This is a genomic window from Sphaerisporangium sp. NPDC005288, from assembly GCF_040607475.1.
Lineage (GTDB): Bacteria > Actinomycetota > Actinomycetes > Streptosporangiales > Streptosporangiaceae > Sphaerisporangium > Sphaerisporangium rhizosphaerae.
Genome location: NZ_JBEXGT010000009.1, coordinates 72,487 through 98,691, shown reverse-complemented (window position 1 = coordinate 98,691; position 26,205 = coordinate 72,487). Strand labels below are relative to the sequence as shown.

General features: G+C 74.5%; 18 protein-coding genes. 10 read left to right on the top strand and 8 right to left on the bottom strand.

Annotated elements, in window-relative coordinates:
- Both ABZU32_RS11375 and ABZU32_RS11370 read left to right on the top strand, forming a co-directional pair.
- On the top strand, positions 1-771 hold the full coding sequence (locus ABZU32_RS11375) for a type 1 glutamine amidotransferase (RefSeq protein ID WP_354920395.1): 771 nt from the start codon (positions 1-3) through the stop codon (positions 769-771).
- Between the two features lie 107 nt (positions 772-878).
- Complete coding sequence (locus tag ABZU32_RS11370; RefSeq protein WP_354920392.1) at positions 879-1,760, top strand: GNAT family N-acetyltransferase; 882 nt, start codon at positions 879-881, stop codon at positions 1,758-1,760.
- 18 nt (positions 1,761-1,778) lie between these two features.
- On the opposite strand, the gene ABZU32_RS11365 is transcribed toward ABZU32_RS11370, so the two are convergent.
- Positions 1,779-2,852: a hypothetical protein gene (locus tag ABZU32_RS11365; protein WP_354920389.1), complete on the bottom strand. Its 1,074-nt coding sequence runs from the start codon at positions 2,850-2,852 to the stop codon at positions 1,779-1,781.
- Positions 2,853-3,060: 208 nt separating this feature from the next.
- Between ABZU32_RS11365 and ABZU32_RS11360 the strand changes: the two genes are divergently transcribed.
- Together ABZU32_RS11360 and ABZU32_RS11355 are read left to right on the top strand one after the other, a co-directional pair.
- Complete coding sequence (locus ABZU32_RS11360) at positions 3,061-5,490, top strand: ATP-binding protein (RefSeq protein ID WP_354920386.1); 2,430 nt, start codon at positions 3,061-3,063, stop codon at positions 5,488-5,490.
- Positions 5,491-5,656: 166 nt separating this feature from the next.
- A complete protein-coding gene (locus tag ABZU32_RS11355) occupies positions 5,657-6,475 on the top strand; it encodes an alpha/beta hydrolase (RefSeq protein ID WP_354920384.1) in 819 nt (272 codons plus the stop codon).
- Positions 6,476-6,565: 90 nt separating this feature from the next.
- Here ABZU32_RS11355 and ABZU32_RS11350 read toward each other — a convergent pair whose 3' ends face one another.
- The 4 genes from ABZU32_RS11350 to ABZU32_RS11335 form a co-directional block, all read right to left on the bottom strand.
- The gene (locus tag ABZU32_RS11350) at positions 6,566-7,756 is read right to left on the bottom strand and encodes a carbohydrate-binding module family 20 domain-containing protein (RefSeq protein WP_354920380.1); all 1,191 of its coding nucleotides are present in this window, start codon (positions 7,754-7,756) and stop codon (positions 6,566-6,568) included.
- A gap of 69 nt (positions 7,757-7,825) precedes the next feature.
- Positions 7,826-8,353, bottom strand: coding sequence for an alpha-amylase family glycosyl hydrolase (locus tag ABZU32_RS11345; protein WP_354920377.1), 528 nt, complete (start codon positions 8,351-8,353; stop codon positions 7,826-7,828).
- 25 nt (positions 8,354-8,378) lie between these two features.
- Positions 8,379-14,228 (bottom strand): pullulanase-type alpha-1,6-glucosidase, encoded by a 5,850-nt coding sequence (gene pulA / locus ABZU32_RS11340; RefSeq protein ID WP_354920374.1) that lies wholly within the window; start codon positions 14,226-14,228, stop codon positions 8,379-8,381.
- Positions 14,229-14,462: 234 nt separating this feature from the next.
- Positions 14,463-15,101, bottom strand: coding sequence for a hypothetical protein (locus ABZU32_RS11335; protein WP_354834167.1), 639 nt, complete (start codon positions 15,099-15,101; stop codon positions 14,463-14,465).
- A 29-nt stretch (positions 15,102-15,130) separates the two neighbouring features.
- Here ABZU32_RS11335 and ABZU32_RS11330 point away from each other — a divergent pair, with 29 nt between their 5' ends.
- Positions 15,131-15,421, top strand: coding sequence for a hypothetical protein (locus tag ABZU32_RS11330; protein ID WP_354920371.1), 291 nt, complete (start codon positions 15,131-15,133; stop codon positions 15,419-15,421).
- Positions 15,422-15,586: 165 nt separating this feature from the next.
- On the opposite strand, the gene ABZU32_RS11325 is transcribed toward ABZU32_RS11330, so the two are convergent.
- Positions 15,587-15,949 (bottom strand): hypothetical protein, encoded by a 363-nt coding sequence (locus ABZU32_RS11325; protein ID WP_354920368.1) that lies wholly within the window; start codon positions 15,947-15,949, stop codon positions 15,587-15,589.
- A gap of 279 nt (positions 15,950-16,228) precedes the next feature.
- On the opposite strand from ABZU32_RS11325, the gene ABZU32_RS11320 reads away from it, so the two are divergent.
- Positions 16,229-18,673, top strand: a complete 2,445-nt coding sequence (locus ABZU32_RS11320; protein WP_354920365.1) for an NB-ARC domain-containing protein — start codon at positions 16,229-16,231, stop codon at positions 18,671-18,673.
- A 252-nt stretch (positions 18,674-18,925) separates the two neighbouring features.
- Positions 18,926-19,336 carry a hypothetical protein gene (locus ABZU32_RS11315; protein ID WP_354834162.1) on the top strand — a complete coding sequence of 137 codons (411 nt, stop codon included), beginning with the start codon at positions 18,926-18,928 and terminating at the stop codon, positions 19,334-19,336.
- A gap of 705 nt (positions 19,337-20,041) precedes the next feature.
- On the opposite strand, the gene ABZU32_RS11310 is transcribed toward ABZU32_RS11315, so the two are convergent.
- The gene (locus ABZU32_RS11310) at positions 20,042-20,644 is read right to left on the bottom strand and encodes an STAS domain-containing protein (protein WP_354920362.1); all 603 of its coding nucleotides are present in this window, start codon (positions 20,642-20,644) and stop codon (positions 20,042-20,044) included.
- A gap of 520 nt (positions 20,645-21,164) precedes the next feature.
- On the bottom strand, positions 21,165-22,223 hold the full coding sequence (locus ABZU32_RS11305) for a zinc-dependent alcohol dehydrogenase family protein (RefSeq protein ID WP_354920359.1): 1,059 nt from the start codon (positions 22,221-22,223) through the stop codon (positions 21,165-21,167).
- Between the two features lie 234 nt (positions 22,224-22,457).
- On the opposite strand from ABZU32_RS11305, the gene ABZU32_RS11300 reads away from it, so the two are divergent.
- The 3 genes from ABZU32_RS11300 to ABZU32_RS11290 all read left to right on the top strand — a co-directional run bounded on the left by ABZU32_RS11300 (position 22,458) and on the right by ABZU32_RS11290 (position 26,197).
- Positions 22,458-24,632 carry an AarF/UbiB family protein gene (locus ABZU32_RS11300; protein WP_354920356.1) on the top strand — a complete coding sequence of 725 codons (2,175 nt, stop codon included), beginning with the start codon at positions 22,458-22,460 and terminating at the stop codon, positions 24,630-24,632.
- Between the two features lie 136 nt (positions 24,633-24,768).
- Positions 24,769-25,323 (top strand): DUF2243 domain-containing protein, encoded by a 555-nt coding sequence (locus ABZU32_RS11295; protein WP_354920353.1) that lies wholly within the window; start codon positions 24,769-24,771, stop codon positions 25,321-25,323.
- A 52-nt stretch (positions 25,324-25,375) separates the two neighbouring features.
- Positions 25,376-26,197 carry a cytochrome c oxidase assembly protein gene (locus ABZU32_RS11290; RefSeq protein ID WP_354920350.1) on the top strand — a complete coding sequence of 274 codons (822 nt, stop codon included), beginning with the start codon at positions 25,376-25,378 and terminating at the stop codon, positions 26,195-26,197.
- Positions 26,198-26,205: the final 8 nt, after the last annotated feature.

Here is a 26,205-nt window from a genome sequence, read left to right as displayed (position 1 = left end):
ATGTCGCAGGTGCCAAATGTGCTGGTCGTGCAGCACGGTGAGAACGGCGGCCCCGGCCGCTTCGGTGAGTGGCTGGCGGAGGCCGGCGTCGCGGTGCAGGTCGTCACCGCGTTCGACGGCTCCGCCGTCCCCGGGCGGCTCGCCCACGACGGGCTGATCGTGCTCGGCGGCGGCTACATGCCCGACGACGACGAGAAGGCGCCCTGGCTGCCCGCCACCCGCTCCCTGGTCGAGCAGGCCCTGCGCGGGTCGGTGCCGATGTTCGGCGTCTGCCTCGGCGGCCAGATGCTCGCCGCGGTGGCCGGGGGCAAGGTCCAGGCCGACGCGGGGGCGCCCGAGCACGGCAGCACCGCCGTCACCATCAGGCCCGAGGCCGCGGACGACCCGCTGTTCCACGGCCTGCCCGATGTCGTCCCCGCGATCGAGCACCACGTCGACGCGATCACCGGCCTGCCGCCGGGCGCCGTATGGCTGGCCGAGACCGCCAGATGCCCCTACCAGGCGTTCCGGGTGGGCCCGCGCGCCTGGGGCGTGCAGTTCCACCCCGAGGTCACCCCCCGGCGCATCCGCCAGTGGAACGGCGAGGAGCTGCGAGACCAGGGGTTCGACCGGGAGGAGCTGTACGCGGCGGCCGTCGCCGACGAGCCGGCCTCCGCCGCGGCCTGGCACGCGGTGGCGCGGCGCTTCGCCTCCATCGTGCGCGACCGGCATCGGGGTACCGTCCGGCCCCGGGCGTCCGCCGTCGCACCGCGGGGAGAAGACCACGGGTAAATGCTTTGCGGCGGTGGGAGGGCCCGGATACGTTCTGCGAACCGCGCATGATCACTCATGGGCCGACCTGAACCCCTCTCGTACGCCCTTCCCACGACGGAGACCCCGTGTCGATTCGCATCACCCCGCTGGCCGACCCCGAACGTGGCCCCTCCGGCCGCCGCCTGGTCTGGCTCGCCTCCGATGACGCCCAGAACCCGGTGGGTTCGGCCTTCCTGCGGCTGTTCGCCCGGCCGGAGGTGCGGCACCTCACCGAGCTGGAGATCAACGTCCACCCCGCCGAGCGGCGGGCCGGCGTCGGCCGCCTGCTGCTGGAGGCGGCCGTCGGCGCGGCCCGGGAGAACCTGCGCCGCCGGGTCAGCGCCGACGTCCCCGAGGGTGCGCCCGGCGAGGGCTTCCTGGCCGCGCACGGCTTCCGCCCCGTCCTCACGCTCACGTTCGCGCGGCTGCCGCTGGAGCGGGTCGACCCGGCGGCCCTGGCCGCGGCGGTCGACAAGCCGCACCCCGGCTACCGCCTGGTGTCCTGGGACGGCGCCGTCCCCGGCGAGCTGCTGGAGACCTTCACCGCCTCGCGCCGGGCGATGGCCGACATGCCGATGGGTGAGGCCGACTTCGGGGTGGACGTCTGGGACGCCGACCGGGTGCTGTCCGCGGCGCGGGCCATCGAGGAGCGCGGCGAACTGCTGCACACCGTCGCCGCCGTGCGGGAGTCCGACGGCTCCGTCGTCGGGTTCACCGAGCTGGTGGTCCCCGGGGACGGCAAGGGGGACGCCCAGCACTACGGCACCGGGGTGCTGCCCGAGCACCGGGGCCGCGGGCTGGCCCGCTGGATGAAGACCGAGGCGATCCGCGGCGCGCGCGAGCGCCACCCCGGCCTCGCCGGCCTGCTCACCGACACCGCCGACGGCAACGCCCCCATGAGGGCCGTCAACGACGCCCTCGGGTACGCGCCCACCCACCGCACCGTCAAATACCAGCTCGACCTCTGACCGGCCGGGCCGTAGGTCTCATCTCAGCGTGGAGGAGACGACCCGCGGACGGCCCGCGCCGAGGAAGAAGATGCCCGGGAAGCCCTTGGTCTCGAAGCCGGCGCTGCGGTTGCGGCGGAAGATCGACCGCTCGATGCGCAGCGTCCCGGTCCGGTCGTTGCTGACGAAGAAGACGGCCCCGCCGCCCTCCCGCGCGGTGTTGTCGCTGACGATCGAGCCCGCGACGCGCACGGTGAACCGGTTGCCGTCGGCGTAGATCGCACCGCCGCTGCCGCCGCCCGGGGTGCCGCCCCGCGCCGGGTTGGCGCCCCGCCCGATCGCCTGGTTGTGGGTGAACACGCTGTTCAGCACCTCCCACGACACCCCGATGCCGCTCAACGCCCCGCCGTTGGAGCACACGCCGCCCTGCCCGGCGGCCCCGCCGAAGGTGCTGTTCACGATGTACACCGGCAGGTCGCGCCACTGGTCCAGCGCCCGGATCGCGGCGCCGCCGACGTCCGGCCCGGTGGGATCGCAGCGGTTGCGCACGAAGGTGGAGTTCACGGCCTTGAACCGGCCGCCCCGCACGAACACGGCGCCTCCGCCGCCGCCCTCGGCCCGCTCCCCGGTGGCGTTCCCGTCGGCGAACCGGATGTTCTGCACGGTGAGCTGCGGCCACTGCTGGTCGTCGCAGTGCGGCGTCGTCCACACCTGCGCCTTGTCGCAGGTGTTCATGTACAGGATCCGCCGCGTTCCGACACCGCTCAGCGTCACCTTTCCGCCGCCGTCCAGCACCACGCGCCTGCTGGTGTTGCGCACCTTCGCCGTGGCCCGCATCACGATGGTGACGGCCTTCGGCCCGCAGGCGAACCGGATCAGCCCTCCCTTGGCCACCGCCGCCACCACCGCGGCCGACGTGCAACTCGCGGGCGTCCCGTTTCCCACCACCCGGTCGGGACGCGAGGTGTCGATCGCCTTCCCGTCCGCGGGCACCACGGCCCGGCCCGCGGGGTTGCCCGGCCCGGCGGCCCCCTGGGCGCTTCCCGGGACGGCCAGAACCGCTCCGGCCATGACGACGCTGACAGCAACGTGGCTGACATGGCTCATTCGCACGCCCGCGATGCTACTTGCGGCACTTCGCCACATCACTCCCTTTCGCGTATTTCTTCACCAGGCGCTCGCCGGTCCGACCGTCCCGGTCCTCTGATGGTTGATCGCTCATCCCGGCCATGGCCCGCCGTCGTGCGCCATGGGGCCCTCGGCATCGGCGCGGAGGGGAAGCGCAGGTCATCGGGCCGGGGACGGTCGGTACGCTGCGGAGGTGACCCTGATCGGACGCCGCGGAGAGCTGGCCGCGGTGGAGCGGCTGCTCGACCGGGCCGCGGCCGGCACCGGCGGGCACCTGGTCGTCAGCGGGCCGCCCGGCTCGGGCAAGACGGCGCTGGCCGGCGCCGCCGCGCGCCTGGCCCGCGCCCGCGGCATCCCGGTCATCCGGGCCGCGGCGACGGGCCCGGCCTCCGCCCCGCCTTTCTGGACCCGTCTGCTGGACGACCTCGGCACGCACGACGCTCCCGGCTCCGGGGATGGTCCGGACGGGGACGGTCCGGACGGGGGAGGTCCGGACGGGGGCGGGACGTCGCCGGGGGATGGGCTCGCGGAACTCGACCAGGTGGCGCGGCTGATCGCTCGCGGCGGACCGCGCCTGGTCCTGGTGGAGGACGCCGACCGGGACGGCGCGCCGTCCATGGCGTTGCTGAACCTGCTCGCCGCCCGGCTCGGGGCCGGCGCGACCGCGCTGGTCGTGACCGCGCGAGACCCTCTCGGGCTGACGCCGGAGCTGCGCCTGGGCGGCCTCGCGGAACCGGAGCTCGCCGAACTGGTGGCGGACCTGCCCGCCGAGGCGGTCCACGCGGTGTGGCTGGCCTCGGGCGGCCTCCCCGGTCCCGCCCTCGCCCTCGCCGCCGGACTCGCGGGCTCGCCGGCCGCCGGCGACGCGGTGGCCCAGGTGGCACTGGCCGCGCTGTCGGGGGCGTCGTTCCTCGACCTGGACGTCGGCCTGATCCGCGTCCTGGAGGACGCGGCGGAGCGTGCGCTCCCGCCCGCGACCCGGGCCCGGGTGCTGGCGCGGCTCGCCCGCGAACTGCTGGGCGACGCCTCGGCCGCGGCCCGCCGGCGGGAGCTGATCGGCGAGGCGGTGGCGCTGGCCAGGACGGCCGGCGACCCCGGCACGCTCGCCGAGGTCCTCGACTGCCGGTTGCACGCCCTGTGGGACCCGGCCGCCGCCGATGAGCGCCTGGCCGCCGCCTCGGAGATCATCGAGCGGGCGCGGCGGGCGGGTGACGCGGCGGTCGAGGGACGCGGGCTGTTCTGGCGGTTCACCGCCCTGTGCGAGCTGGGGGACCTCGCGTCCGCCGAGGCGGCGCTCACGGCGTACGCCAGGGCCGGCGAGCTGGCCGGGGACGCCGAGGCGGCGGTGGTGGTGCTCGCCCGCCAGTCGATGCTGGCCACGATCCGCGGCCGGTTCGACGCGGCGGAGGATCTGGCGCGGGAGGTGGTCGTCCGCGGCGGCCGGGCGGGGCTGAACGACACCGGCCGCCTGGCCGGATCGCTGCGCGCGAGCCTCGCCGCGTTGCGCGGGCAGGCCGCCGACCTCGTGGAACCATGGCAGGCGCTCGCCCGGCGGCTGCCCGGGCACTTCTTCGAGGCCGCCGCCGCCCGCACCCTGGCCGAGTCCGGCCGCGGCGTCGAGGCGGAGCTGGAGCTGGAGCGGCTGCTGCCCGCCGTGCTCGCCGGATCGGGGCCGCGCTGGCTGGGCGTCGCGGCCGACCTCGCCGTGGTGGCGTCGCTGGCCGGGGAGCCCGCGCCCGCCGAGGCGCTGTACGAGGCGCTGCTGCCCTACCAGGGACGGCTGGTCGTCTGGGGAGGCGCCAACACCATCACCGGGCCGGTGGACGACTACCTGGGCCGGCTCGCCGCCCGGCTCGGCCGGCCGGACCGGGCGGTCGGCCACCTGGACGCCGCCGCCGCGTTGGGGCGGCGCGTCGGAGCGCTGCCCTGGCTGGCCCGCACACTGGTCGCCCGCGCGCAGGCCATGACCGCGCGCGGCGGCGAAGGCGACCACGACCGGGCGGCGGACGACCTGGCCCGCGCCCGCTCGATCGCCGGGCGTCTCGGCATGAACGGGGTGCTCGCCACGCTGGAGCCCCCGGCCGACGAGTGGCGGCTGCGCCGGGACGGCGACGGCTGGAGCCTGGAGGCGGGCGCCGAGACGGCCCGGCTGCGCGACGGTCGCGGCATGCATTACCTGCGGGCGCTGCTGGCCGCGCCCGGGCGGGAGATCCCCGCGCTGGACCTCGTCTCGGGAGGCGCCGGCCTGCGCGCGCCCGGCGGTGACCCGGTGCTCGACGACGCCGCCCGTGCGGCCTACCGGCGGCGGCTGGAGACGCTCGACCGGCGGCTCGACGAGGCCGACCGGGTGGGCGACTCCGAACGGGCGGCGGCCCTCCAGCAGGAGCGGACGGCCCTGGTGGGCGAGTTGCGCCGGGCCACCGGCCTGGGCGGCCGGCCGCGGGCCCAGGCGGGCGAGGCCGAACGCGCCCGCGTCAACGCGACCCGGACGCTGTGGGCCGCCGTCGAGCGGGTGGAGTCGGCCGCGCCGCTGGCCGGCGCCCACCTGCGGGCGTCCCTGCGCACCGGCCGCCTGTTCCGCTACCAGCCCGCCCCCGGCGGCCCCGCACGCTGGAGGGTCTGACCGAAGAGGGATCGCCTCGCCGCCACCGCCTGCCGGTCGGCCCGGCGGGGCGTCCGAGCCAGGAGGCCGCACCGGTGTGCCGGGGCGTGTTCGTCGCGGACGAACGAATCGTTCGCGCCGGAGTCACGCCTGCCAGGTGAAAGCACCCTCAGGGCGGGAGAACGACATGTCACATATGCGACCACGGTACTTCGGCGCGCTGGCCGCGGGCAGCCGGGGAAGGGCCGGCGACCGGCCGCCGCTGGTCCTGCTGCACGGCCTCACCTATGATCGGCGCCAGTGGGGGCCGGTCCTGCGTGAACTCGCGCTCCGCGACCCCGATCGGCACGTGGTGGCCTTCGACCTGCCCGGACACGGCGAGTCGCCCCAGCGCGCCTCCTACCGCCTGGACGAGGTGGCCGCCGTGGTGCACGCAGCGGTGACCGAGGCCGGGATCGAGGACCCGGTGGTGGCCGGGCATTCGCTGGGTGGCGCGCTCGCGACCGTCTACGCCGCCGCGTATCCCACCAGGGGCGTGGTCAACGTCGACCAGCCGCTGCTCGTCGACGGGTTCGCCGCGGTGCTGCGCGAGGCCGAGCCCGTACTGCGCGGCCCCGGGTACGGGCAGGTGTGGGAGTCGCTGCTCGCCGGGATGAGGATCGACCTGCTGCCGCCGTCCGCGCGGGAGCTGCTGCGGACGGCCACCACCCCCCGGCAGGACCTGCTCCTCGGGTACTGGGAGGAGATCCTGGTCACGCCGGCCGGCGACCTCGGTGACCGCCGCGCGCGCGACCTGGACGCCATTCGCGCGCGCGGCGTCGCCTATCACCATGTGAGCGGCGGCGAACCCGGTGAGGCGTACCGGCGCTGGCTGGAGGCGGCGCTGCCGGGCGCCGCCGTCACCGTCCTGCCGGGCGGCGGCCACTTCCCGCACCTGGCCCGGCCGGCCGAGCTGGCCGCGATCCTGGCGCGACCGGCCGGGTCCCTCGTGCGTCCGCCCGCCTGACCCGGCCGCGCGCATCTGGGCCGCCTGGCGCGACCGGCCGGGTTCCTGGTGCGTCCGCCCGCCTGATCCGGCCGCGCGCCCCGGGCGGGGTCAGCGCCAGGTGTCGTCGCGGGTGGCGGTGCCGCTCGCAGGGGTGGTGAAGGAGCGGTTCGGATCGCTCTCCCAGGTGACCGAGCCGTCGGGGTTCTTCTTGATGTACTTGTACTGGACGGCCGTGCCCGCCGGCAGGGCCACCGTGGCGCGCCACACCGGGTAGGACGCCGACGACAGCGCCACCGCGCCGGCGGGGTTCCACGCGCCCAGCTCGGCGAGGTCGCCCACCACGAAGACGTTCTGCCCCCAGGTGGTGGTCACGTTCGCGTTGAACGACGTCGCGACGGTCGCCGGCGGCGTGGTGGTGGCCCCGGTCCGGATGGCGACCGCGCTCTTGGCGGGGACGGTGACGGCGGCCGTGCCGCCGGAGCCGACGGTCACCGAGCCGCCGCCGGTCAGGTTGGCGTAGGCGCCGGCGGGCAGGCCGGTGGCGAAGGCGCCCGAGTAGGACGAGGAACCGTTGTTGATCGCGACCCAGCCCTTGGCGCCGCGGCTGAAGGCGATCACGTTGGCGGACGGGGCGCTCCAGTTGGCCACCGAGGTGCCCCGGACGGCGTTGCGGAACCCGACCATGCCGTTGACGGCGCCGTCGCGGTGCAGGCACGTCCACCCGCTGGAGCAGTTCGCCGTGGTCACGTAGCCGTTGCCGTCCGAGGGCGGGGAGGCGTCGTTGTCGCTGAAGGTGAACCCGTCGTAGATCTGCGGCGCGCCGTGCGTCCAGGCGAGCTGGAAGATGGTGGCCAGGGTGTAGGCGGCTCCGCTCTTGTAGGTGAGGGTGGAGCCGTTGCGCTCGGTGTCGTGGTTGGCGACGAAGGTGACGGCCTTGTCGCCGGGCTGCATGCCGCCCCACGTGGCGCCGAAGGTCTGCAGTTCGGAGATGTTCCCCTCGAACTTCTGCTTGAGGTAGCGCCCGTACTGGAAGTCCAGCACGTCGCCGAGGCCGGTGTACTGGCCGGGCTGGACGGCCTCGCCGGCGCCGTAGATGACCTCCTGGACGATGTACGGCGAGCCGGTGACCTGCCCGTAGATGGCGTCCAGGTCGGTGGGGCTCATGTGCTTGACCGCGTCCACGCGGAAGCCGTCCACGCCGAGGCCGACCAGGTCGTTGAGGTAGGCGGCGATGCGGGAGCGCACGTAGCCGGCGCCGGTGTCCAGGTCGGCGAGGCCGGACAGCTCGCACTGCTGCACGTTGCGCGCGCTGCCGGCGTAGTCGCCGTCGTGGATGGTGCCGTCGGAGTTGCCGCAGGCGCCCGGGTATTAGTGGAAGTCGGCCGAGGAGTAGGTGCCCGGGTAGTTGTACTTGGAGAAGGTCCTCCCGCCGTAGGAGGCCGAGCCCTGGCCGGTCATGTGGTTGATGACGGCGTCAGCGTAGACCTTGACCCCGGCCGCGTGGCAGGCCTGCACCATCGCCGAGAACTGGGCGCGGCTGCCGAGCCTGCCGGTCAGGTCGTAGGCGGCCGGCTGGTACAGCTCCCACCACGAGTGGGCGCCCGCCCGCTTGAGGGAGTCCTGCGGCGGCGACACCTGCACCGCTCCGTACCCGGCCGGGCCGAGCATGTTGGTGCACTCGGCGGAGACCGAGGGCCAGTTCCAGGCGAACAGGTTGGCGGTGACGTCCTTGGTGCCGGAGGGGGCCGCCTGCGCGGGGCCGCCGGCCAGCGGGACGACGGCCGACGCCGTCAGCAGGGTCAGGACGGCGGACAGGGCGAGGGAACCGAGCCCGGCGCGGCGGGGGCGAGGAGCGCGGACGGAGCGGGCGGGGGCGGGGGGATCGCACGATCTCACGTGGGGCCTCCAGGGTGGGAGGGGTTCACGACCGGACGAAGACCGCGACCGTGCGGGCCGGGACGGTCAGGGTGCCGGTCGAGGGGTCGAAGGCCGACCGCCTGACGACGGGGTCGTCCGAGGCGGCCTGGACGGGGTGCAGGGCGACCCGCGCGCCCTTCAGCGCGGGGACGGTCTGCGCCTGGGTGTCCGGCGTCGCGTTGAACACCACCGTGACCGACTTCCAGCGCGGGTCGGCGCCGGAGGAGTCCAGGTGCATGGTGACCACGCCCGGCGTCTCGCCGGCGCCGCTCACCGGGAAGGACAGCCGCCGCTGCACCTCGGCGAGCGAGCCGAGCGAGAACGCGGGGGAGGAGGAGCGGATCTTCAGCAGCTCGCCGAACCGCGCCCGCGCCGCGCCGATCGCCGCGCAGCCGGGCCGCAGCGCCGGGTCGGCCAGCAGCGGCCGGGCGTAGGGCCACTTGGACTCGTTGTCGGCCTTCGGCGGCAGGCCGGCGCCGAAGCCGTTGCCCGCCGAGCAGTCCCACAGCAGCCGGTTGAACCAGTCGCCGGAGTCGTAGGAGTTGCGGTCGAGCGACTTGGAGCGCAGCCGCTCGCTGCCGGCGTGCACGAAGGCCGTGCCCTGCGACAGCACCGCCGAGGCGAGCGCCACCGCCTGCATGCGCACCCGGTCGTCCATCGAGGTCGACTGCGGGAGCTTGTAGGCGAGCGCGTCGAACAGCGTCTCGTTGTCATGGGCGTCGACGTAGCTCACCGCCTCGCCGGGCGCGGCGGTGTACCCGGCGGGCGAGCCGTTGTAGTCGACCTGGGCGCCGGTGACCTGCGCCCCGGTGGAGGCGGTGAACCGGTAGTCGCGCAGGTTGCCCGACAGCCCGACCTTGATCAGGTCCTGGTAGTGCAGGAGGCGGGCCCGCTGCTGCCCGGCGTCGCCGTTGGCCGGCGACCCGTTCGGCGCTCCGGCCAGCCCGGAGCCGAAGCCCTGGACGCGCGGGTCGGCGTCGAACGGACCGCCGCCGCGCACGGCGTCGCGCAGCCGGTCGTTGAACGTGCCGACGCCCGTGCCGGCCATGTTCGCCTGGGTGGCCTGGACGAACCGCGCGTCGTTGGCGACCTCCCCGAAGTTCCATCCCTCGCCGTACAGGATGACCGACCTGCCGTCCACGCCGTCGCGGGCGAGCGTCAGCCTGTCCAGCGCCGCCCGCACGGCCAGGATGTTCGCCTTCGGGTGGTGGCCCATCAGGTCGAACCGGAAGCCGTCGACCTTGTACTGCCTGGCCCAGGTGACGACGGAGTCCACGACGAGCTTGCCCATCATGGCGTGCTCGGGCGCGGTGTTCGCGCAGCAGGTGGAGGTGGCCACCGTGCCGTCCGGGAGCAGCCGGTGGTAGTAGCCGGGCACGACGCGGTCCAGCACCGACCTCGGGTCCTGCCCGGCGGCGAAGGTGTGGTTGTAGACGACGTCCATGACGACCCGCAGCCCGGCCCCGTTCAGCCCGGCGACCATGGAACGGAACTCCTCGACACGGCGCGGCCCGTCCGGGTCGGTCGAGTAGGAGCCTTCGGGCACCGTGTAGTGGACCGGGTCGTATCCCCAGTTGAAGGAGTCGGTGGCGGCGGTCTTCGCCACGCACTCCTGCTGCCCTTCGGAGTCGGCGGGCATCGCGGCCAGGTCGCACTCGGGCTCGGTGCGGTCGGCCCGGCGTTCGGGGACGCTGCCGAGGTCGAACGCGGGCAGCAGGTGCACGTGCGTGAGCCCGTCCGCGGCGAGCGCGCGCAACTCCTTCATGCCCGCCGAGTCGCGGGCGAACGCGGCGAAGGTCCCCCTCTCCGGCGCCGGGACGGTGGCGTCGGAGGCGGAGAAGTCGCGCACGTGCAGCTCGTAGATGGACGCCCTCTCCTGGGGCACGGCCTTCGGCTTGCGCAGCGTCGTCCAGCCGCCGGGCCGCAGCGCGCGGTCGGACAGGTCGACGAGCTGGCTGCGCGCCGAGTCGGCCGCGAGCGACACGCTGTAGGGGTCGGTCACCTCGTTGGTGACCACCGTGCCGGCCGCCGGGGCGTACACGGTGACCAGGAAGGTGTAGTAGAGCCCCTTCCAGGTGGGCAGGCCGCGCACCGACCAGACCCCGGTGGCGTCGTCGCGGCGCATCGGGTGGACGGTGCGCCCGCCGCCGGAGGGGCCCTGGTAGAGCGCCAGCTCGACCTTGCGCGCGGTGGGCGCCCACACCGACACCGACGGCGAGGCCGAGGCCGCGTTCAGCTGGGACGCCGACGACGCCGAGGATGCCGAGGCGGGCCACACCGGCCCGAGCTCGGCGGACGCCGCCGCGGCGTACAGGTCGTCCAGCACGCCGGGGATCTGCACGCCGGTCGCCGTGCGCAGCACCCCGGCCGCGTCGCGTTCGACGGCGACGACCTGCCCGCGCAGCGCCTGCCCGACCAGGTGGGCGTCGCGGGGGTCGACCTTCAGCGCCGCGTAGGAGGCCAGGTGCGGCCACTTCGCCTTCTGCGCGTCGGTGAGTGCGCCCCCGCCGGACAGGCGGATCAGCCGCAGGTCGCCGGTCAGGTCGCCCTTGTCGTAGGCGATGTCGCCCTCGGCGGAGAACGCCAGTGAGTAGTGCGAGGCGGTGGACGGCGTGAGGTTCCAGGCGATGGTGTCGCGGTCGATCCAGTGCGCCGCGGCCTTGGACAGGTCGGCGTCCGCGCCCCGGGCCGGCGGCTGCGGCAGCAGGTGGCCCTCGACGGCGGCCAGCCGCCACACCTCGTGGCCGGCGGCGCTCAGGTCGAGCGACTGGTCGGACGGCAGGTCCTTGTCGTCGCCCTTGTGGATGATGTAGCTCAGGCTCGTCGCCCCCTCGGCCAGCGGCACGCGGTAGTACACGCCGAAGTCGTCCTCGCCCGCCGGCGGGAGCGGGGCCGCCCACTCCGTCGGCTGGGCGGCCCCGTTCCACACATGGAGTCCCCAGCCGTCGTAGTTCCCGTCCGCGCGCCGGTAATGCAGGATCGCCACGTTCTCCGCGGCGGCGCGCGTCGGGTGGAGGGTGGCCTCGCCGGAGTTCACGTACGCCTCGGGCCGCAGCGCCGGGACGAACGACTGGTCGGGGCCGGGGTCCTTGGCGTCGCCGTTGTGCACGATGTAGTTCAACGGGGCCGACGGGTCCTTCAGCGGGACCTTCCAGTACGGGCCGTAGGAGTCGGCGCCGTCCGGCGCGCGGGGGCTCGCCCAGTCGGTGCCCGCCCCGTCGGCGACCGCGTCGCCCCACAGGTGCAGCCCCCAGCCGTCGTACCGTCCGTCGGGGCGGTGGTAGTGCACGGTCGCGTACCCCTGGGCGGCGGCACGGGAGGAGGAGACCTCCGGCCTGCCCTCGGTCAGCCACACCTCGCCCGTCTTGCGCGGGTCGACGGCACGGTCGCCGCCGTCCTTCTCATCGCCCTTGTGGGTGATGAGGCCGACGCTCGCCGCGCCGGGCTTCAGCCTGATCCAGGCGAAGCGGCCGAAGGAGTCCTCGCCGGTCAGCGCCAGCGGCGTCCCCCATCCGGTGGGCTGTTCCACATCGCCCCACACGTGCAGTCCCCAGCCGTCGTAGTTCGCGCGCCGGTAGTGGACGATGAGCCAGTCGCGGGTGAGCGTCCCGGGCTCCTCCGGGGTGGGCGGCGCCGCCACGGTGGCGGTCGCGGAGGCGGCGGCGAACCGGCCGGCCGAGTCCTTCACCACCGCCTTGTAGGCGACCTTCGTGCCCGCGGCCAGCCCGGTGAGGTCGTGGAACACGCGGAACGTGCGGCCCGCGCCGGACACGGTGGGGGCGTCGTCGGTGCCGAGCACCTTCCAGGGGCCCGCGCCGGCCCGGGCGGCGAAGGTCACCTGGTCGAACCCGTCGCCCGGCACGGTCGCCGTCACCGGGACGCGCCCGTCGGCCGCCGTGCCGCCGATCTCGGAGCCCGGCAGCGTGATCGACACCGCGGGTCCGGTGGCCGGGGCGGCGAGCCCGCCGGAGGCGCGGTAGACCACCGCGGAAAGGGCGGGGACGGTGACCCGGAGCGCGCGGTCGGCGCCGGTGGCCGCCGTCGCGGGGCCCTCGCCGTACACGCGGGTGAAGCCCATGCCCGCCGAGTAGGTCGGCACGGCGGCCGAGGCGGGCGTTTCGGCGTTGTTCACCGCGACGACGTACTCGACCTGCTCCTTGGCGCCGATGCGGCTGAAGGCGTACAGGCCGCCGGTGGCAAGGCGCTCGACCTGCGCGCCGTCGGCCAGCGCGGGGTGGGCGTCGCGCAGCTTCGCCAGCGCCGCGATCCCCTGGTACAGCGGATGGGCGGGGACGAAGTTGTCCTGCGCGTGCGTCGCGGTCGTGCCGATCAGGTCGTCGGTCAGGTAGCTCGGCGTCTGCGAGGCGAACATGGACTGCCGTGCGTCCTTGTCGCCGCCCTTGCCGGTGAAGCCCTGCTCGTCGCCGTAGTACACCACCGGCTGGCCCCGCGTCAGGTACATCAGCTCGTGGGCGAGCAGGTAGCGCCGCAGCAGCTCGCCGTCGGTCGCGCCCGGGGCGTCCTGGGCGACGAACCGGCCGATGCGTCCCATGTCGTGGTTGCCGAGGAAGGTCGGCAGCGAGGCGGCGTCGCGGTCGGCGGCCGTGTGGTAGTCGTCGCCCGCGTAGAGGCGGGCCAGCCGGGAGGCGTCCGCCGTGCCGCCGCCGTAGGACCGCGCGGCCTCCTGGAACGGGAAGTCCAGCGTCGCGTCCATGCCGCCCTGCGTCGAGTAACGGCTGGTCACCGCCGGGTCGCCGGAGTACACCTCGCCGAACATGAAGAAGCGGTCCTGGCCGCGCTTCGCGGCGTACTCGTGCAGGGCGGGGGAGAACCGCTGCCAGAACTCCATGTTGACGTGCTTGGCGGTGTCGATGCGGAAGCCGTCGATGCCGGTCTCGCGGACCCACGTCCGGTAGATGTCGGTCATGCCCTTGACGACCTCGGGACGCTCGGTCCACAGGTCGTCCAGGCCGGAGAAGTCGCCGTACTCGTCGGTCTCGCCGCCGCTGAACGTCGAGTCGCCCCGGTTGTGGTACATCGTCGGGTCGTTCAGCCAGGCCGGGGTCTTCACGCCCTTGGCCGCGACCGGCGTGTAGGGGAAGGAGCCGGCGCCGACCTTGGGGAAGGTGGTCCCGCCCGCGTAGTCGCGGTCGTCGAAGGGCCGGCCGGAGGTGTCGACGTAGGGATAGGCGGCCTTGGAGCGGTAGGTGGAGGTCTTCTCCTTGTGGTCGACGACATCGGCCGTGTGGTTGGTGATGATGTCGAAGAACACCTTCATGCCGCGTTCGTGGGCCTCGCGGACGAGCCGCTTCATCTGGGCGTTGGTGCCCAGGTGCGGGTCGATCGAGGTGAAGTCGGTGATCCAGTAGCCGTGGTACCCGGCCGAGGCGTCGGCGCCCGTGCCCTGCACGGGGCGGTTCTTGAACGCGGGGGTCAGCCAGATCGCGGTGCTGCCCAGGCCCTTGATGTAGTCGAGCTTGCCGAGCAGCCCGGCCAGGTCCCCGCCCTGGTAGAAGCCCTTGTCGGCCGGGTCGAACCCGGTGGCGAGCCGGTCGCCGGTCAGGCCGCCCCTGTCGTTGCCCGGGTCGCCGTTGGCGAACCGGTCGGTCATCACGAAGTAGAACCGCTCGCGCGTCAGCCGGGTGCGCGGCGCGTCGCGCGCGAGGTCCTTGTCGGAGGGCTCCGCCGTCCGGCTGAGCGGCGACACCAGCGCCTTCGCGGCGGCCGGAACGCCGGGCGAACCCGCGGACGCCACGGCGGCGGTGGAGGCCGCGGCGGCGGCGGAGTTCGCGGAGGCCGGGGGGACGGCGGCCAGGGGCGCCGTGCAGAGGAGCGCTGTGAGGACCGCGGCCACCGGTAAGCGGGCCGGCCCGCGGACGGGCGACCTTCTCGCGGGCCGTGGGGGGAGTGGCCGGACCACAAGGGCCTCCGCGTGTCATATTTCAGGGTTGTTGCCCGGAAGTTACTCAGTCGCTCAGATCTATGCAATGCCTTTCAGAAATTTCCTGAAAATTGCTAACTCGCCGGGCATGGGAGGACTCGGCGATGACAGGAGGTGTCCCGAGGTGGCGTTCCCAGGCCGTCCTGGTCAGGCGGCGGGCGGGACGCGGACCGGGATCTCGCCGCCCAGCCGGGCGCCGGAGGCCAGCTCGAGATCGTCGCCGCTCCAGAAACGTCCCGGGTCGTACCAGTTGAGGCGGCGACCGGCCGGGAGCAGACCCATGTCCTGGTACGTCGCCGCGACCACCTCCGCGCAGTAGGCGGTCTCCAGCGCGGCCTCCCGGACGCGACGGACGGCCGGCAGCCGCCCGCGCAGCCAGCGGCCCGCCAGCCGCGCCGTCGAAGGGAACGGCGTGCCGTCCAGGCGCGCGATGGTGCGCAGCAGGGCGTCCTCCATGTCCCGCGTGACCGGGCGGTCGAGCTGGCGCAGCCACGCGCGCTGCCCGTACCTCGTCGCCCACACCGTGACGGCGTCGCGCAGGTCGTGGAGCTGGACGCCGCGCTGGTTCGTGCCCGACCACAGGTCGGGCAGCGACCGCCCGAGCTCGGCGTGCCACATCAGCGGCGGCAGATCATCGATGACCACGGACATGCCGACGTGGTTCACCGGGCTGTTGGTCGTCACCTGGATGGCCCGGTCGGGCGCCGACCGGCCGCGGAACAGCCAGACGTCGCCGGTGCGGGTCAGGTCGAGCGCCTCGTCGAGGCCGATGCTCACGCCGGACATTCCACTCCTCTTCCCAGTAGCCTGAGGACATGCGTTGGTGGAAGATACTGGGCCTGGCCGCCTTCGCGGGCGTCGCCGCCTCCGGAGCCGTCATCGTCCGCGCCGAGCGCCGCCGCCGCGCCTACACCCCCGAAGAGATCCGCGACCGCCTCCGCAGCCGCCTCGCCGAGGCGTCCGCCGCCGCCCCGCCGCTCGGGGGTTCCGTCCCGGCGCCCGACCCTCGCCCCTGGACGGTCGCCGGCCTCCGGTCGGCCACGGCCCGGTTCTCCGGGCGCACGCGCGAGGAGTTCCGAAAGATCACCGGACGGCGGTTTCCCTGATTCGGCGACCGCGGCATGCGCGTCCGTACAAGGGACGGCTCGCGGAGATCCGGGAATTGCGCGGGACGGCCGGACCGCATTCATGAGAAACCCGCGACCGGAAAGCGCGGGCGGATGGTATTCCATGGCGAGCGAAGCACCGATCCGTCCAAAGACCGGGGCCGCCTACCGGGCAGGGCCCTCCCGCTCGCCGGCCGCCTCGTCGCTGGGCGGGCAGGGCCGCGGAGTGCCGATGGTGATGGGGCCGGTGAAGGTGTCGGCCTGCAGGACGGGGCCGTGCACCGTGCCGCTGACGCTGTTGCGCACCCGGCCCGCGCCGGAGTCCGGCTCCGGGGGCGGTGACGGCCCTTCCTGGGCGGGGGCCTCCGCGGGGGCACGCCGGGCGAGGACGACTCCGTAGGCCGACAGGGCGAGCCCAGCGACTCCGGTGAACGCGCCGAGCACGCTGGCGTACTTGTCGGCGTCGTCCAGACCGGCCATGGGGAGCGCCACTCCGAGCGCCACCATGACCAGACCGGTCGCGATCACTGCCAGCCGGGTGAATTTCCGAGCCCGCGAACGCCTCATCCGGTGATTCTCACCTCTCGGATAGGCCCGCGTATAGGGGCGGGAGAAACGACCTGAACCCGAGGTTCGTGGGACGGCCGCCGGGTGAAGTATTTCGCCTCCGGCGCAGTGAACCGAGAAAGTCGATCTGTGCATTCGGGGCGGACTGATTTACGATTGCGGGGCATCTGGAGCCGAGGCGACGTGGGGCTGGCCATGGATGTGCCCGCCGGGGCATACACGAGCAACGTACCGGTCGATATGACCACTTTCGTGGGGCGGCGTCGTGAGGTGGCCGCGATCGCGCGCATGCTGGGGGAGTCGCGGCTGGTCACGCTCACAGGCGTGGGCGGGGTCGGCAAGACGCGGCTGGCGACGCGGGTCGCGCGCGAGGTGGCGGGCCGCTTCCCCGGCGGCGCGTGGTTCGTGGAGCTGTCCTCGCTGCGGGCCCCCGAGATGGTCGGCGACGCGATCCGCGCGGCGCTGCGCGTGGGCGCCCGGCCCGGCGACACGGCGGTCGCCGTTCTCGGCGAGTTCTTGGCGGGGCGGCGCACGCTGCTCGTCCTGGACACCTGCGAGCACCTGACGGACGCCTGCGCCGCGACCGTGCGCGCGATTCTGGCCGCCGCGCCCGGAGTCCGGGTCCTTGCCACCAGCCGGCGCGTGCTCGGCGTCCTCGGCGAGGCCCGTTTCGAGGTCGAACCGCTGCCGGTGGAGGGCGAGCCAGGCCCGGGCGAGGACGGCGAAGACACGGCGCCGTCCGGCGGCGCACCGGACGGCCGGCCCGGCCCGTTACGGGCCGGCGACGCGCGAGACGGAGCGTCCGGCCTGACCGCGTCCGGCGGCGTGCGAGACGGCGCGTCCGGTCCGACCGGGGCCGGCGGCGTGCGATACGACGCGTCGGGTCCGACCGGGGCCGGCGGCGTGCGAGACGGCGGGTCCGGTCAGGACGGGGACGCGGGGCGGGGCGGCGGTCCGTCCGACGGCGCGGACGCCGTGGCCACGGACGCGGACGGCGAGGGCGACCCGAGTGGGGCCGCGGCGTCGTCCGGGAGCGGGTCGAGCGGGGGCGTGGGTTCGTCCGGGAGCGGGTCGAGCGGGGGCGCGGCGTCGTCCGGGGGCGGGCCGAGGGGGGCGGTGGCGTTGTTCACCGACCGGGCCGCCTCGCTGGTGCCCGGGTTCGCGGCCACCCCGGAGGTGGCGCGGCTGTGCCGGCGGCTGGACGGCATCCCGCTGGCGATCGAGCTGGCCGCCGTGCGGCTGCGGTCACTGTCGTTCGAGCAGGTCGCGGCCGGTGCGGGCGACCGTTTCGCCCTGCTGTCCGACACCCGCCGTCCCGGCCCGGCGCGTCACCGGACGCTGCGGACGGCGATCGGCTGGAGCCACGAACTGTGCGAGCCGCTGGAGCGCCTGCTGTGGGCCCGGCTGTCGGTGTTCCCGGCCGACTTCGACCTCGCGGCCGCGCAGGAGGTGTGCGCGGACGCGGAGGACGAGGTCGGCGCCGGACTGGGCCGCGAGCACGTCGAGGACGTGCTGCTCGCCCTGGTGGACGCGTCGGTGGTGTCGCGCGTCGACGCCGGCGCGGCCGTCCGCTTCCGCATGCTCGACACCATCCGCGAGTACGGCGCCGTGTGGCTGCGCGAGCTGGGGCAGACGGCCGGGGTCCGGCGCCGCCACCGCGACCACTACCTCGACCTGGCCCGGCGGTTCGACGCCGAGTGGTTCGGCGCCGAGCAGGTGTCCTGGTACACCCGGATGCGCCACGAGCTGCCCAATCTGCGGGAGGCGCTCGGCTTCTGCCTGGCCGAGCCCGCCGAGCACACCGCCGGCCTCGACCTCGCGGGACGGCTGACCTACCTGTGGCTGGCCTGCGGCTTGGTCGAGGAGGGCCGCGGCCACCTGCGGCGGGCGCTGGAGCTGGTCCAGCCCTCGGGGCGGGCGCTGTCGCGTGCGCTGTGGGCGTGCGCGTGGCTCGCCGACCTGCAGGGCGACCTGGACGAGGCCAACGACCTGGCCACCGAGTGCATGGCGCAGGCGTTCTCCCATGACGACCTGGCCGCGGCGGGCTGGGGCATCCTCTGCTGCGCCAACACCGGCCTGCGCTGGGGGTACGTCACAGAGGCACTGTCGATGTACGAGCGAGCGCGTGGGACCCACGAGCAGGGCGGCGACCGCGGGGCCGGCCTGGCGATGGCGCTCACCGGGCAGGCGTACGCGCTCATGCGGCTCGGCAGGTCGGACCGGGCCCTCGGCTGCCTGCGCCTGCAGGCGTCCTTGTGCGATTCCCGGGGCGACATCTGGGTGCGTTCGTCGGGGGAGTGGGTCCGCGGTCTCATCGAGGCCGACCGCGGTGACTACGCGGCGGCCGACCGGTACGCGCGCGCGTCGCTGCGCCACAAATGGCTGGTCCACGACAGCCACGGCATGGCGATGGTGCTGGCGAGCCTGGCCCGCACGGCCGCCGGCCTCGGCGACATGGACCGCGCGGCGCGACTGCTCGGCAGCGGCGAACTGGTCGAGCGCAGCTACGGGCTGCGGCTGTGCCTGCCGCGCGCCGACGGCCTGCGTGAGCAGGCGGAGTCGCGGGCCAGGGCCGTTCTCGGCGACCGCGACTTCGACACGGCGTTCGCCCATGGCCGCGAGCTGGACCTGGACAGCGCCCTGGCCTACGCGCTCGCCGACGCCTCCACCGGCACCCGCACCTGACCGCGTCCGGAACCGTCCCTTGATCGTGATCGAGGTGACCGCCCCGGGGAGGGGGCTCGCGCCGCGGCTCGCTCCCAATCTTCGGGCAGGCGGTCACGCGGCTGCTGGACGGGTTCTCCGAAAAGGAGTCGCGGCAGCTTACGGGCGTGCTTCGCCGCATGCTGGACAACCTTGAGGAGGGCCGCGAAAATCCGGTTAAGTAGGGCTTCGCGAATGTGTTGACATTAATGCCACAAATGACATTATTCAGCCATGCGTGACGAAGCCGAGCGGCTGCTGCTGATCCAGGATGACTTCGAGCGCTTCCGCGCCGCCACCCGGATGCTGGTGGACCTGGACGATCTGATCCTGGAGATCTCGCGCATCCGCAACGAGAGCGCCTCCCGGATGCAGATCATCTCGGTCACCCCGCCCGCCCGATCCGATGACGCCCTGCCGGACGACGCGCGCGCGGTGCTCGAATGCATCCGCAGGACCGGCGCCCAGCGGTTCCGGCGGCGCGACATCTTCCGCCGCCTCGCCCGCCGGTTCAAGCGCGTCGCCGCCATGGTGCCCGCTCTGGACCTGCTGGAGGCGGCCGGCTACATCCGCAAGATCGAGCCCACCGTCACCGCCGGCCAGCCCGGCCGGCGCCGCTCCCCCGAGTACGAGGTGCGCCTCTAGGGCGACCGCGGAGGCGCACCGGTCGCCCGCCGTACGACGGCGGCGGATCCACCGTCCACCATCCCGCCGCCCCGGCGCCGAGGGGAAGATCCACCCAAGCGGAAAGAGCGACGCACCCGGCCGGCCAAAGTGGGCTCTTCCATCTGACGGCGTGCCCTGCGGGGGAGGGTCTTCTCTGGCGGGTAGTGCGACTCTCCTGGCTGGAGAAGGTGGGCTTTCCGCTCCAGGGCGATTGCGGAGGTGCACCGGTCGCCCGCCGTGCGACGGCGCCGGATCCACCGCCCACCATCCCGCCGCCCCGGCGCCGGGGGAAGATCCACCCAAGCGGGAAGGGTGACGCACCCGGCCGGCCAAAGTGGGCTCTTCCATCTGACGGCGTGCCCTGCGGGGGGAGGTCTTCCCCGGCGGGGCGTGTGACGGACCCGGCCGGAGAAGGTGGGCTCCTCCGGTCGACGGCGTGCCCTGCGGAGGAGGGGTCGACTGCGTGCCCTGCGGGGGAGGGTCTTTTCTGGCGGGGGTGTGACGCTCCTGGCTGGGGAAGGTGGCCTTTTCCAGGCTGGCGGCGTGCCGTCCGGGGGAAGGTCCACCCAGGGCTGAAGGGCGACGCGCTCGGGCTGGGGGGTGTCCTGGGTTCTGTCTGGACACGGGGTGCGCCCTGCGGCTTGGTGTATCGCTGGAGGCCGGGTGGGAGGCGGCTGGTCAGGTTCAGGGAGGGGGGATGGGGGAGGCCGAGTCGGGAGGCGGCAGGTCGTCGGCCTGCTGGAGCACGCCCGCGACCGTGGACGCGTCGTCCCCCTGACCTGCTCCGCTCACGCTCGTGAGGACGTCGTCCGCCTGACCTGGGCCGATGGTGTCCATGGGGGCCGCGCCGCCGAGGTGCGGGCCGGTGGCGCCCGCCAGGCCGAGGGGATCAAGGGTCTCCGTCGCTCCGCTCCCGGAGGGGGAGACGCGGAGCATGGCGTCGTCAACGCTCTCGTAGGTGTCGAACGCCGCGCGCAGTCCGGTGATGGTCAGCACCCGGAGCAGCGTGCCCTGGACACCGCTGAGCATGAAGCCCTGCCCGGCCGCCTGGCTGTGGTGCAGAGCGGCGATGAGCTCGCTCAACCCCACCGAGTCACAGAACGTGACCTCGGCGACATCGAGGATGACGGCCGTCACTCCAGGCATGCTCCAGGCACGGCCGAGTTCGTCGCGCAGGATGACCGCGGAACGGTAGTCGAGCTCACCTTGCGCCTCGACGACGATCGCGCTCTTGCCGCCCCTGGAGAACACGACCAATCCTGCTTGCGGATCGGCACCAAACTGCATGATCACTCCCTCGGCCTGCAGGTTTCAGGGCAGGCGTGGATACCTTCCTACCAGGTTCGGACGACCGCCACCGCCACGCGACCGCACGGATGTGGACGCCCAGAGGCCCGGTTCGGCCTACACGTGGGGTGGAGCAGGGGCTGCGCGTCCTCGATCCGCGAGGCCGAAGACGGGAAATAGAGCGCCGCCGATTCCGCCCGCCACCCGCCCGCACGCCCGCGCGGCCCCCCGCGCCGCGCGAGGGGCGCTGTCGTCCCAAGGGCGGTCACCGGCGTCCGGGGAAGCGCCGGACGGCCGCGCCGGGGTCATGCACGGCCAGGGACGGCAGTGCCGGGGTCGTGTGCGGCAGGGATGGCCGTGCCGGGGTCGTGTGCGGCAGGGATGGCCGTGCCGGGGGTCGTGTGCGGCAGGGACGGCAGTGCCGGGGGTCGTGTGCGGCAGGGACGGCTGCGCCGGGGTCATGTACGGGCGGGGACGGCTGCGCCGGGGTCGTGTGCGGGCAGGGACGGCCGTGCTGGGGTCATGGGCGGGCGGGGACGATCATGGTGATTCCGGCCGGGCCGGTGGCCATGGTGGCCAGGGCCTCGGGGGTCTCCTCCAGGGGGATCGTGCGGGTGACGAGCGCGTCGGGGCTGAGCCGGCCGTCGGCGATCATCGCCAGCATGGGCGGGTAGGCGTGCGCGGCCATGCCGTGGCTGCCGAGGATCGACAACTCAAGCCCGATCACGCGGTCCATCGGGACGGCCGGGTGCCCGGCGGCCCGCGGGAGCAGGCCGACCTGGACGTGCCTTCCCCGGCGCCGCAGACTCTCCACGGCCGCGGCGAGGGTCGCGGAGCTGCCCAGGGCGTCGATCGTCAGGTGCGCGCCGCCACCGGTGATCTCGCGTACCTGGGCGGACCCATCCTGCCCCTCGGCGGGCGTGGGCGGGACGAGGACGGTGTGCGCGGCGCCGAAGCGGGTGGCCAGTTCCAGGGCGGCGGGAGAGACGTCGACGGCGACGACGCGGGCCCCGGCCGCGGCGGCGATCATCACGGCCGACAGCCCGACGCCCCCGCACCCGTACACCGCCACCGACTCGCCCGGCGCGGCCCGCCCCTGCGCGACGACGGCGCGGAAGGCGGTGGCGAAGCGGCAGCCGAGGCTCGCGGCGGTCGGATAGGACATGGAGTCGGGCAGGCGGACGAGGTTGACGTCGGCGTCGCCGATGGCGACGTAGCCGGCGAAGGACCCCCAGTGGGTGAACCCGGGCTGCGTCTGGTTCTCGCAGACCTGGTGGTCTCCGGCCGCGCAGGCGGGGCAGCGCCCGCACGCGCAGACGAACGGGGTGGTGACCCGGTCGCCGGGACGCCACGCCCGTACGTCGTGGCCGACCGCCTCGACCACCCCGGCCAGCTCGTGCCCCGGCACATGCGGAAATTTCTGGATATCGGGGTCGTGACCCATCCACCCGTGCCAGTCGCTGCGGCACAGTCCGGTCGCCTCGACCCGGATCACCGCCCCCGCGGGCCCCGGCGCCGGATCGGCCACCTCCCGCACCTCGGGCCGCTCGCCGAACCCGTCATATTGCACCGCGCGCACCGGCCGGCCTCCTTCGCTCACCGCCCGGGCGACTCCGAAATCCGGTCGGGACACTCCACGGCCGACATCCCGGGCATGACCGATTGTGCCCTGCAGGCCGGGCCGGGACCGTCTGCCGGTCGGGTGGATCTTCCGCGTATATCCGAGGAAATGCCGCCTAAGCCCGCGATAGTGTCGGCCCGGCCGTCGTGGGCGTCGCCACGGGCCGGTGGACAGACCGCGCGGAGGCCGCCTGTGGACGTGGGGATCACGATCGTCATCGCCGTCACCGTGCTGGTGATGATCGGCGCGTTCGCCGTGGCGGCGCGGCGGCTGCTGAACCTGCGGTTCGGAGTGGTCCGCGGCCTGCTCGCCGGCGCGCTGGCGTTCCTGCTGGCCGGCCCGATCATGCAGGCGCTGGCGGGGTCGGTCTCCCCGCAGGACTCCAGCCTCACCCCGCTGTGGTTCCTGATCCTGGCCGTGGCGTGCGCGCTGCTCGCGGCGATGGTCTTCCTCGCGGTGGCCGAGGCTCTCGTGCCCGCGGGGTCGCTGCCCGGTCCGGTCGAGCTGGCGCGGTCGCTGCGCGGCAGAGCCGCCAGATCGCGCCGGTACTTCGCCATCGTCCGCATCCTGGCCCGCCACGGGCTCGGTCCGTACCTGCGCGGACGCCGCCCCGACGACGGGGCCGGAGGGCGGGCGCGGGTGGCGCGGTCCCTGCGCCTGGCTCTGGACGAGGCCGGCGTCACGTTCGTCAAGCTCGGCCAGATCATGTCCACCCGCCCCGACCTGCTGCCCGCCGAGTTCATCGACGAGCTGGCGCTGCTGCGCGACCGGGCGGCGCCCGCGCCGTGGGAGCAGGTCGAGCGCGTGCTGGCCGAGGAGCTGCCCGGCCCGGTGGAGGAGGTGTTCGCCGAGTTCGAGCGGCGGCCCCTCGCCTCGGCGTCCATCGCCCAGGTGTACGCGGCGCGGCTGCGCTCGGGTGACAGGGTAGTGGTGAAGGTGCGGCGCCCCGGCATCACCGAGGTGGTCGAACGCGACCTGGACATCGTCGCGCGGCTGGCCCTCACCCTTTCCGCGCGCACGCGGTGGGGGCGCGCGATCGGCGTCCGCGACCTCGCGCGGGGGTTTGCCGAGGCGCTGCGCGAGGAGCTGGACTTTCGCGTGGAGGCCGCCAACATGGCCGCCGTCGCCGCGACCTCCCGCGACGCGGAGGTGCACGTCCCGGCCCCCCACCTGCCGCTGTCCGGCCGGCGGGTCCTGGTGATGGAGCGCCTGGACGGCACGCCGCTCGACACCGCCGCCCCGGCGTCGCGGCCCGGCGACGCCGCTGACGCTGACGCCTGGGGGACGGCGGGCGCTGAGGCCGCAGGTGACGCGGGGCACGACGGTGCGGCCACCGGCACGGCGCGGGACGCCATGGACGGTCACACGGGCGGAGCGGGGGAGGCCGGGGACGGTCACGCGGGCCGGGCGGGGGAGACCGGGGGCGGTCACGCGGGCGGCGTGCGGGAGGCGGGGGACGGTCACGCGGGCGGGGCGCCGGACGCGGGCGCGCTGGCGCGCACGCTGCTCGGGACCCTGCTGCGGCAGATCATGGTGGACGGGGTCTTCCACGCCGATCCGCACCCCGGCAACATCCTGCTGCTCGCCGACGGGCGCCTCGGCCTGCTGGACTTCGGCTCGGTGGGGCGGCTGGACGGCTCGCTGCGCGCCTCGCTCCAGCGGCTGCTGCTGGCGATGGACCGCGGCGACCCGCTCGGGGTGGCCGACGCGCTGCTGGAGGTCGTGCCGCGGCCCGACGAGATCGACGAGGCCCGGCTGGAGCGCGAGCTCGGCCGGTTCATGGCCCGCCACATGAACGGCGCGGGCGCCACGGCCGGCGCCCGGATGTTCACCGACCTGTTCGGCATCGTCTCCGGGCACGGCCTGTCCGTCCCGCCCGAGGTGGCGGCGGTGTTCCGTACCCTCGCCACCGTCGAGGGGACGCTCACCGCGCTCGCGCCCGGCTTCGACCTGGTGGCCGAGGCGCGCGCGTTCGGCGCCCGCCACTTCGCCGAGTCGCGCGACCCGGCGACCATCCGCCGGGCCGTCACCGACGAGGCCACCGCCCTGCTGCCCATGCTGCGCCGCCTGCCGCGCCGCCTCGAGCGCATCGCCGGCGCGGCGGAGAACGGCCGCCTGTCGGTGAACGTGCGGCTGTTCGCCGACGAACGCGACCGCAGGCACGTCACGGGCATGCTGCACCAGGTGCTGCTGACCGTGCTGGCCGCCACCGCCGGGATCATGGCGGTGCTCCTGCTCGGCGTCGACGGCGGGCCCAAGGTGACCGCCCAGGTGGGCCTCTACCAGTTGTTCGCCTACAACCTGCTGGTGGTCGCCTCGATCCTGGCGCTGCGCGTGCTGGTCGTCATCTTCCGCCGCGACCTGTGACCGGCGCCGGGGGATGCGCCCGGGCAAGCACATGATCAAGTCCGGCTTACCCGGACCGCCTCGGGGCAGGGAGCCCGGTGGAGGGTCCGGCGAGGCCGGCCCCTGAGGTCTCCGGCGGCCGACGGACAGGGGAGCCATGACGACGAGCGGGCCGGCCCGCGCGGCCGGCGGCAGGCGGCGCCTCGCCCTGCCGGGCGTGGTGCTGGGCGTGGGTCTGGGCGGCTTCGTCGACGGCATCCTGCTGCACCAGGTCCTCCAGTGGCACCACATGCTCAGCAGCACCGACACCGACAACATCGGGATCCGGTACTACTCGCCGCAGACCGTCCCCGGACTGCGGATGAACACGCTGTGGGACGGACTGTTCCACGTGTTCACCTGGGTCGCCGTGCTCGCGGGGCTCGGGTTGCTGTACTCGCGGGTCACCCGCTCGCGCGGCAGGGTGTGGAGGTCGCGCGAGCTGTGGGGCTGGGGACTGGTCGGGTGGGGACTGTTCAACCTGGTCGAGGGCATCGTCGACCACCACATCCTCGGCATCCACCACGTGCGCGCCGGCCCGTACCAGACCTGGTGGGACCTGTGCTTCCTCGCCCTCGGCGCCGTCCTGATGGCAGGGGGGTGGCTTCTCGCCCGCGGCGCGACCACGGTGGACCTGTGCCGGGAACCGGCCGGCCAGGAGGAGAGGGCATGAGCCCCGTCCGGCTCCGGATCCGCCGTGGGCCGGCGGGCCCGGACGCGGGGGCGTGAGGGTGTCCCCGCACGACATGCACGGTCACGGCGCCGGGGCGCACGGGGGTGTGGTGGCGCTGCTGCCGGTGATGGTGGCCGTCCTGGCGGCCGGGTGCTACGCCCTGGCCGCCGCGCGGCGGCGCCGGGAAGCCCGGGGCTGGAGCCATCGCCGGACGGCCGCCTTCCTCGCCGGGACCGTCCTGCTGGCCGCCGCGTTCCTGCCGCCGGTGGCCACGCTCGCCGCGCACGACCTGCGCGGGCACATGATCCAGCACCTTCTCGCCGGCATGCTGGCGCCGCTCGGGCTGGTCCTCGGCGCCCCGGTGACGCTCGTCCTGCGCTCGGCGGGGCCCCGTGGCCGGCGGGCGGTGGCCGCCGTGCTGAGGAGCCGGTACCTGCACGCGGTGGCCGGCCCGTGGACGGCGGCGGCGATCAACCTGGGCGGCCTGGCCGCCCTGTACGCCACGCCGCTGTACCGGGCGGCGAGCGGCAGCCCCGCGCTGCACGTGCTGGTGCACGCGCACGTGGTGGCGGCCGGCTGCCTGTTCGCCTGGGTGATCGCCGGGCCGGACCCGGCTCCGCGCCGTCCGCCGGTGCCGCGTCGGCTGGTCGTTCTCGGCGTGGCGATCGCCGCGCACGCCGCCCTCTCGCAGCTCATGTACGCCGGGCTGCTGCCCGGCCTGGACGCGCCCGCCGCCGAGCGGCAGGGCGCGGCCGAGATCATGTACTACGGCGGCGACATCGCCGAACTGCTGCTCGCCCTGGCGATGTTGACCACCTGGCGTCCATCCCGCCGCCCCCGCGCGGCCCCCGCCTACGCCCCGGCCTCACACTGAGGCCACCG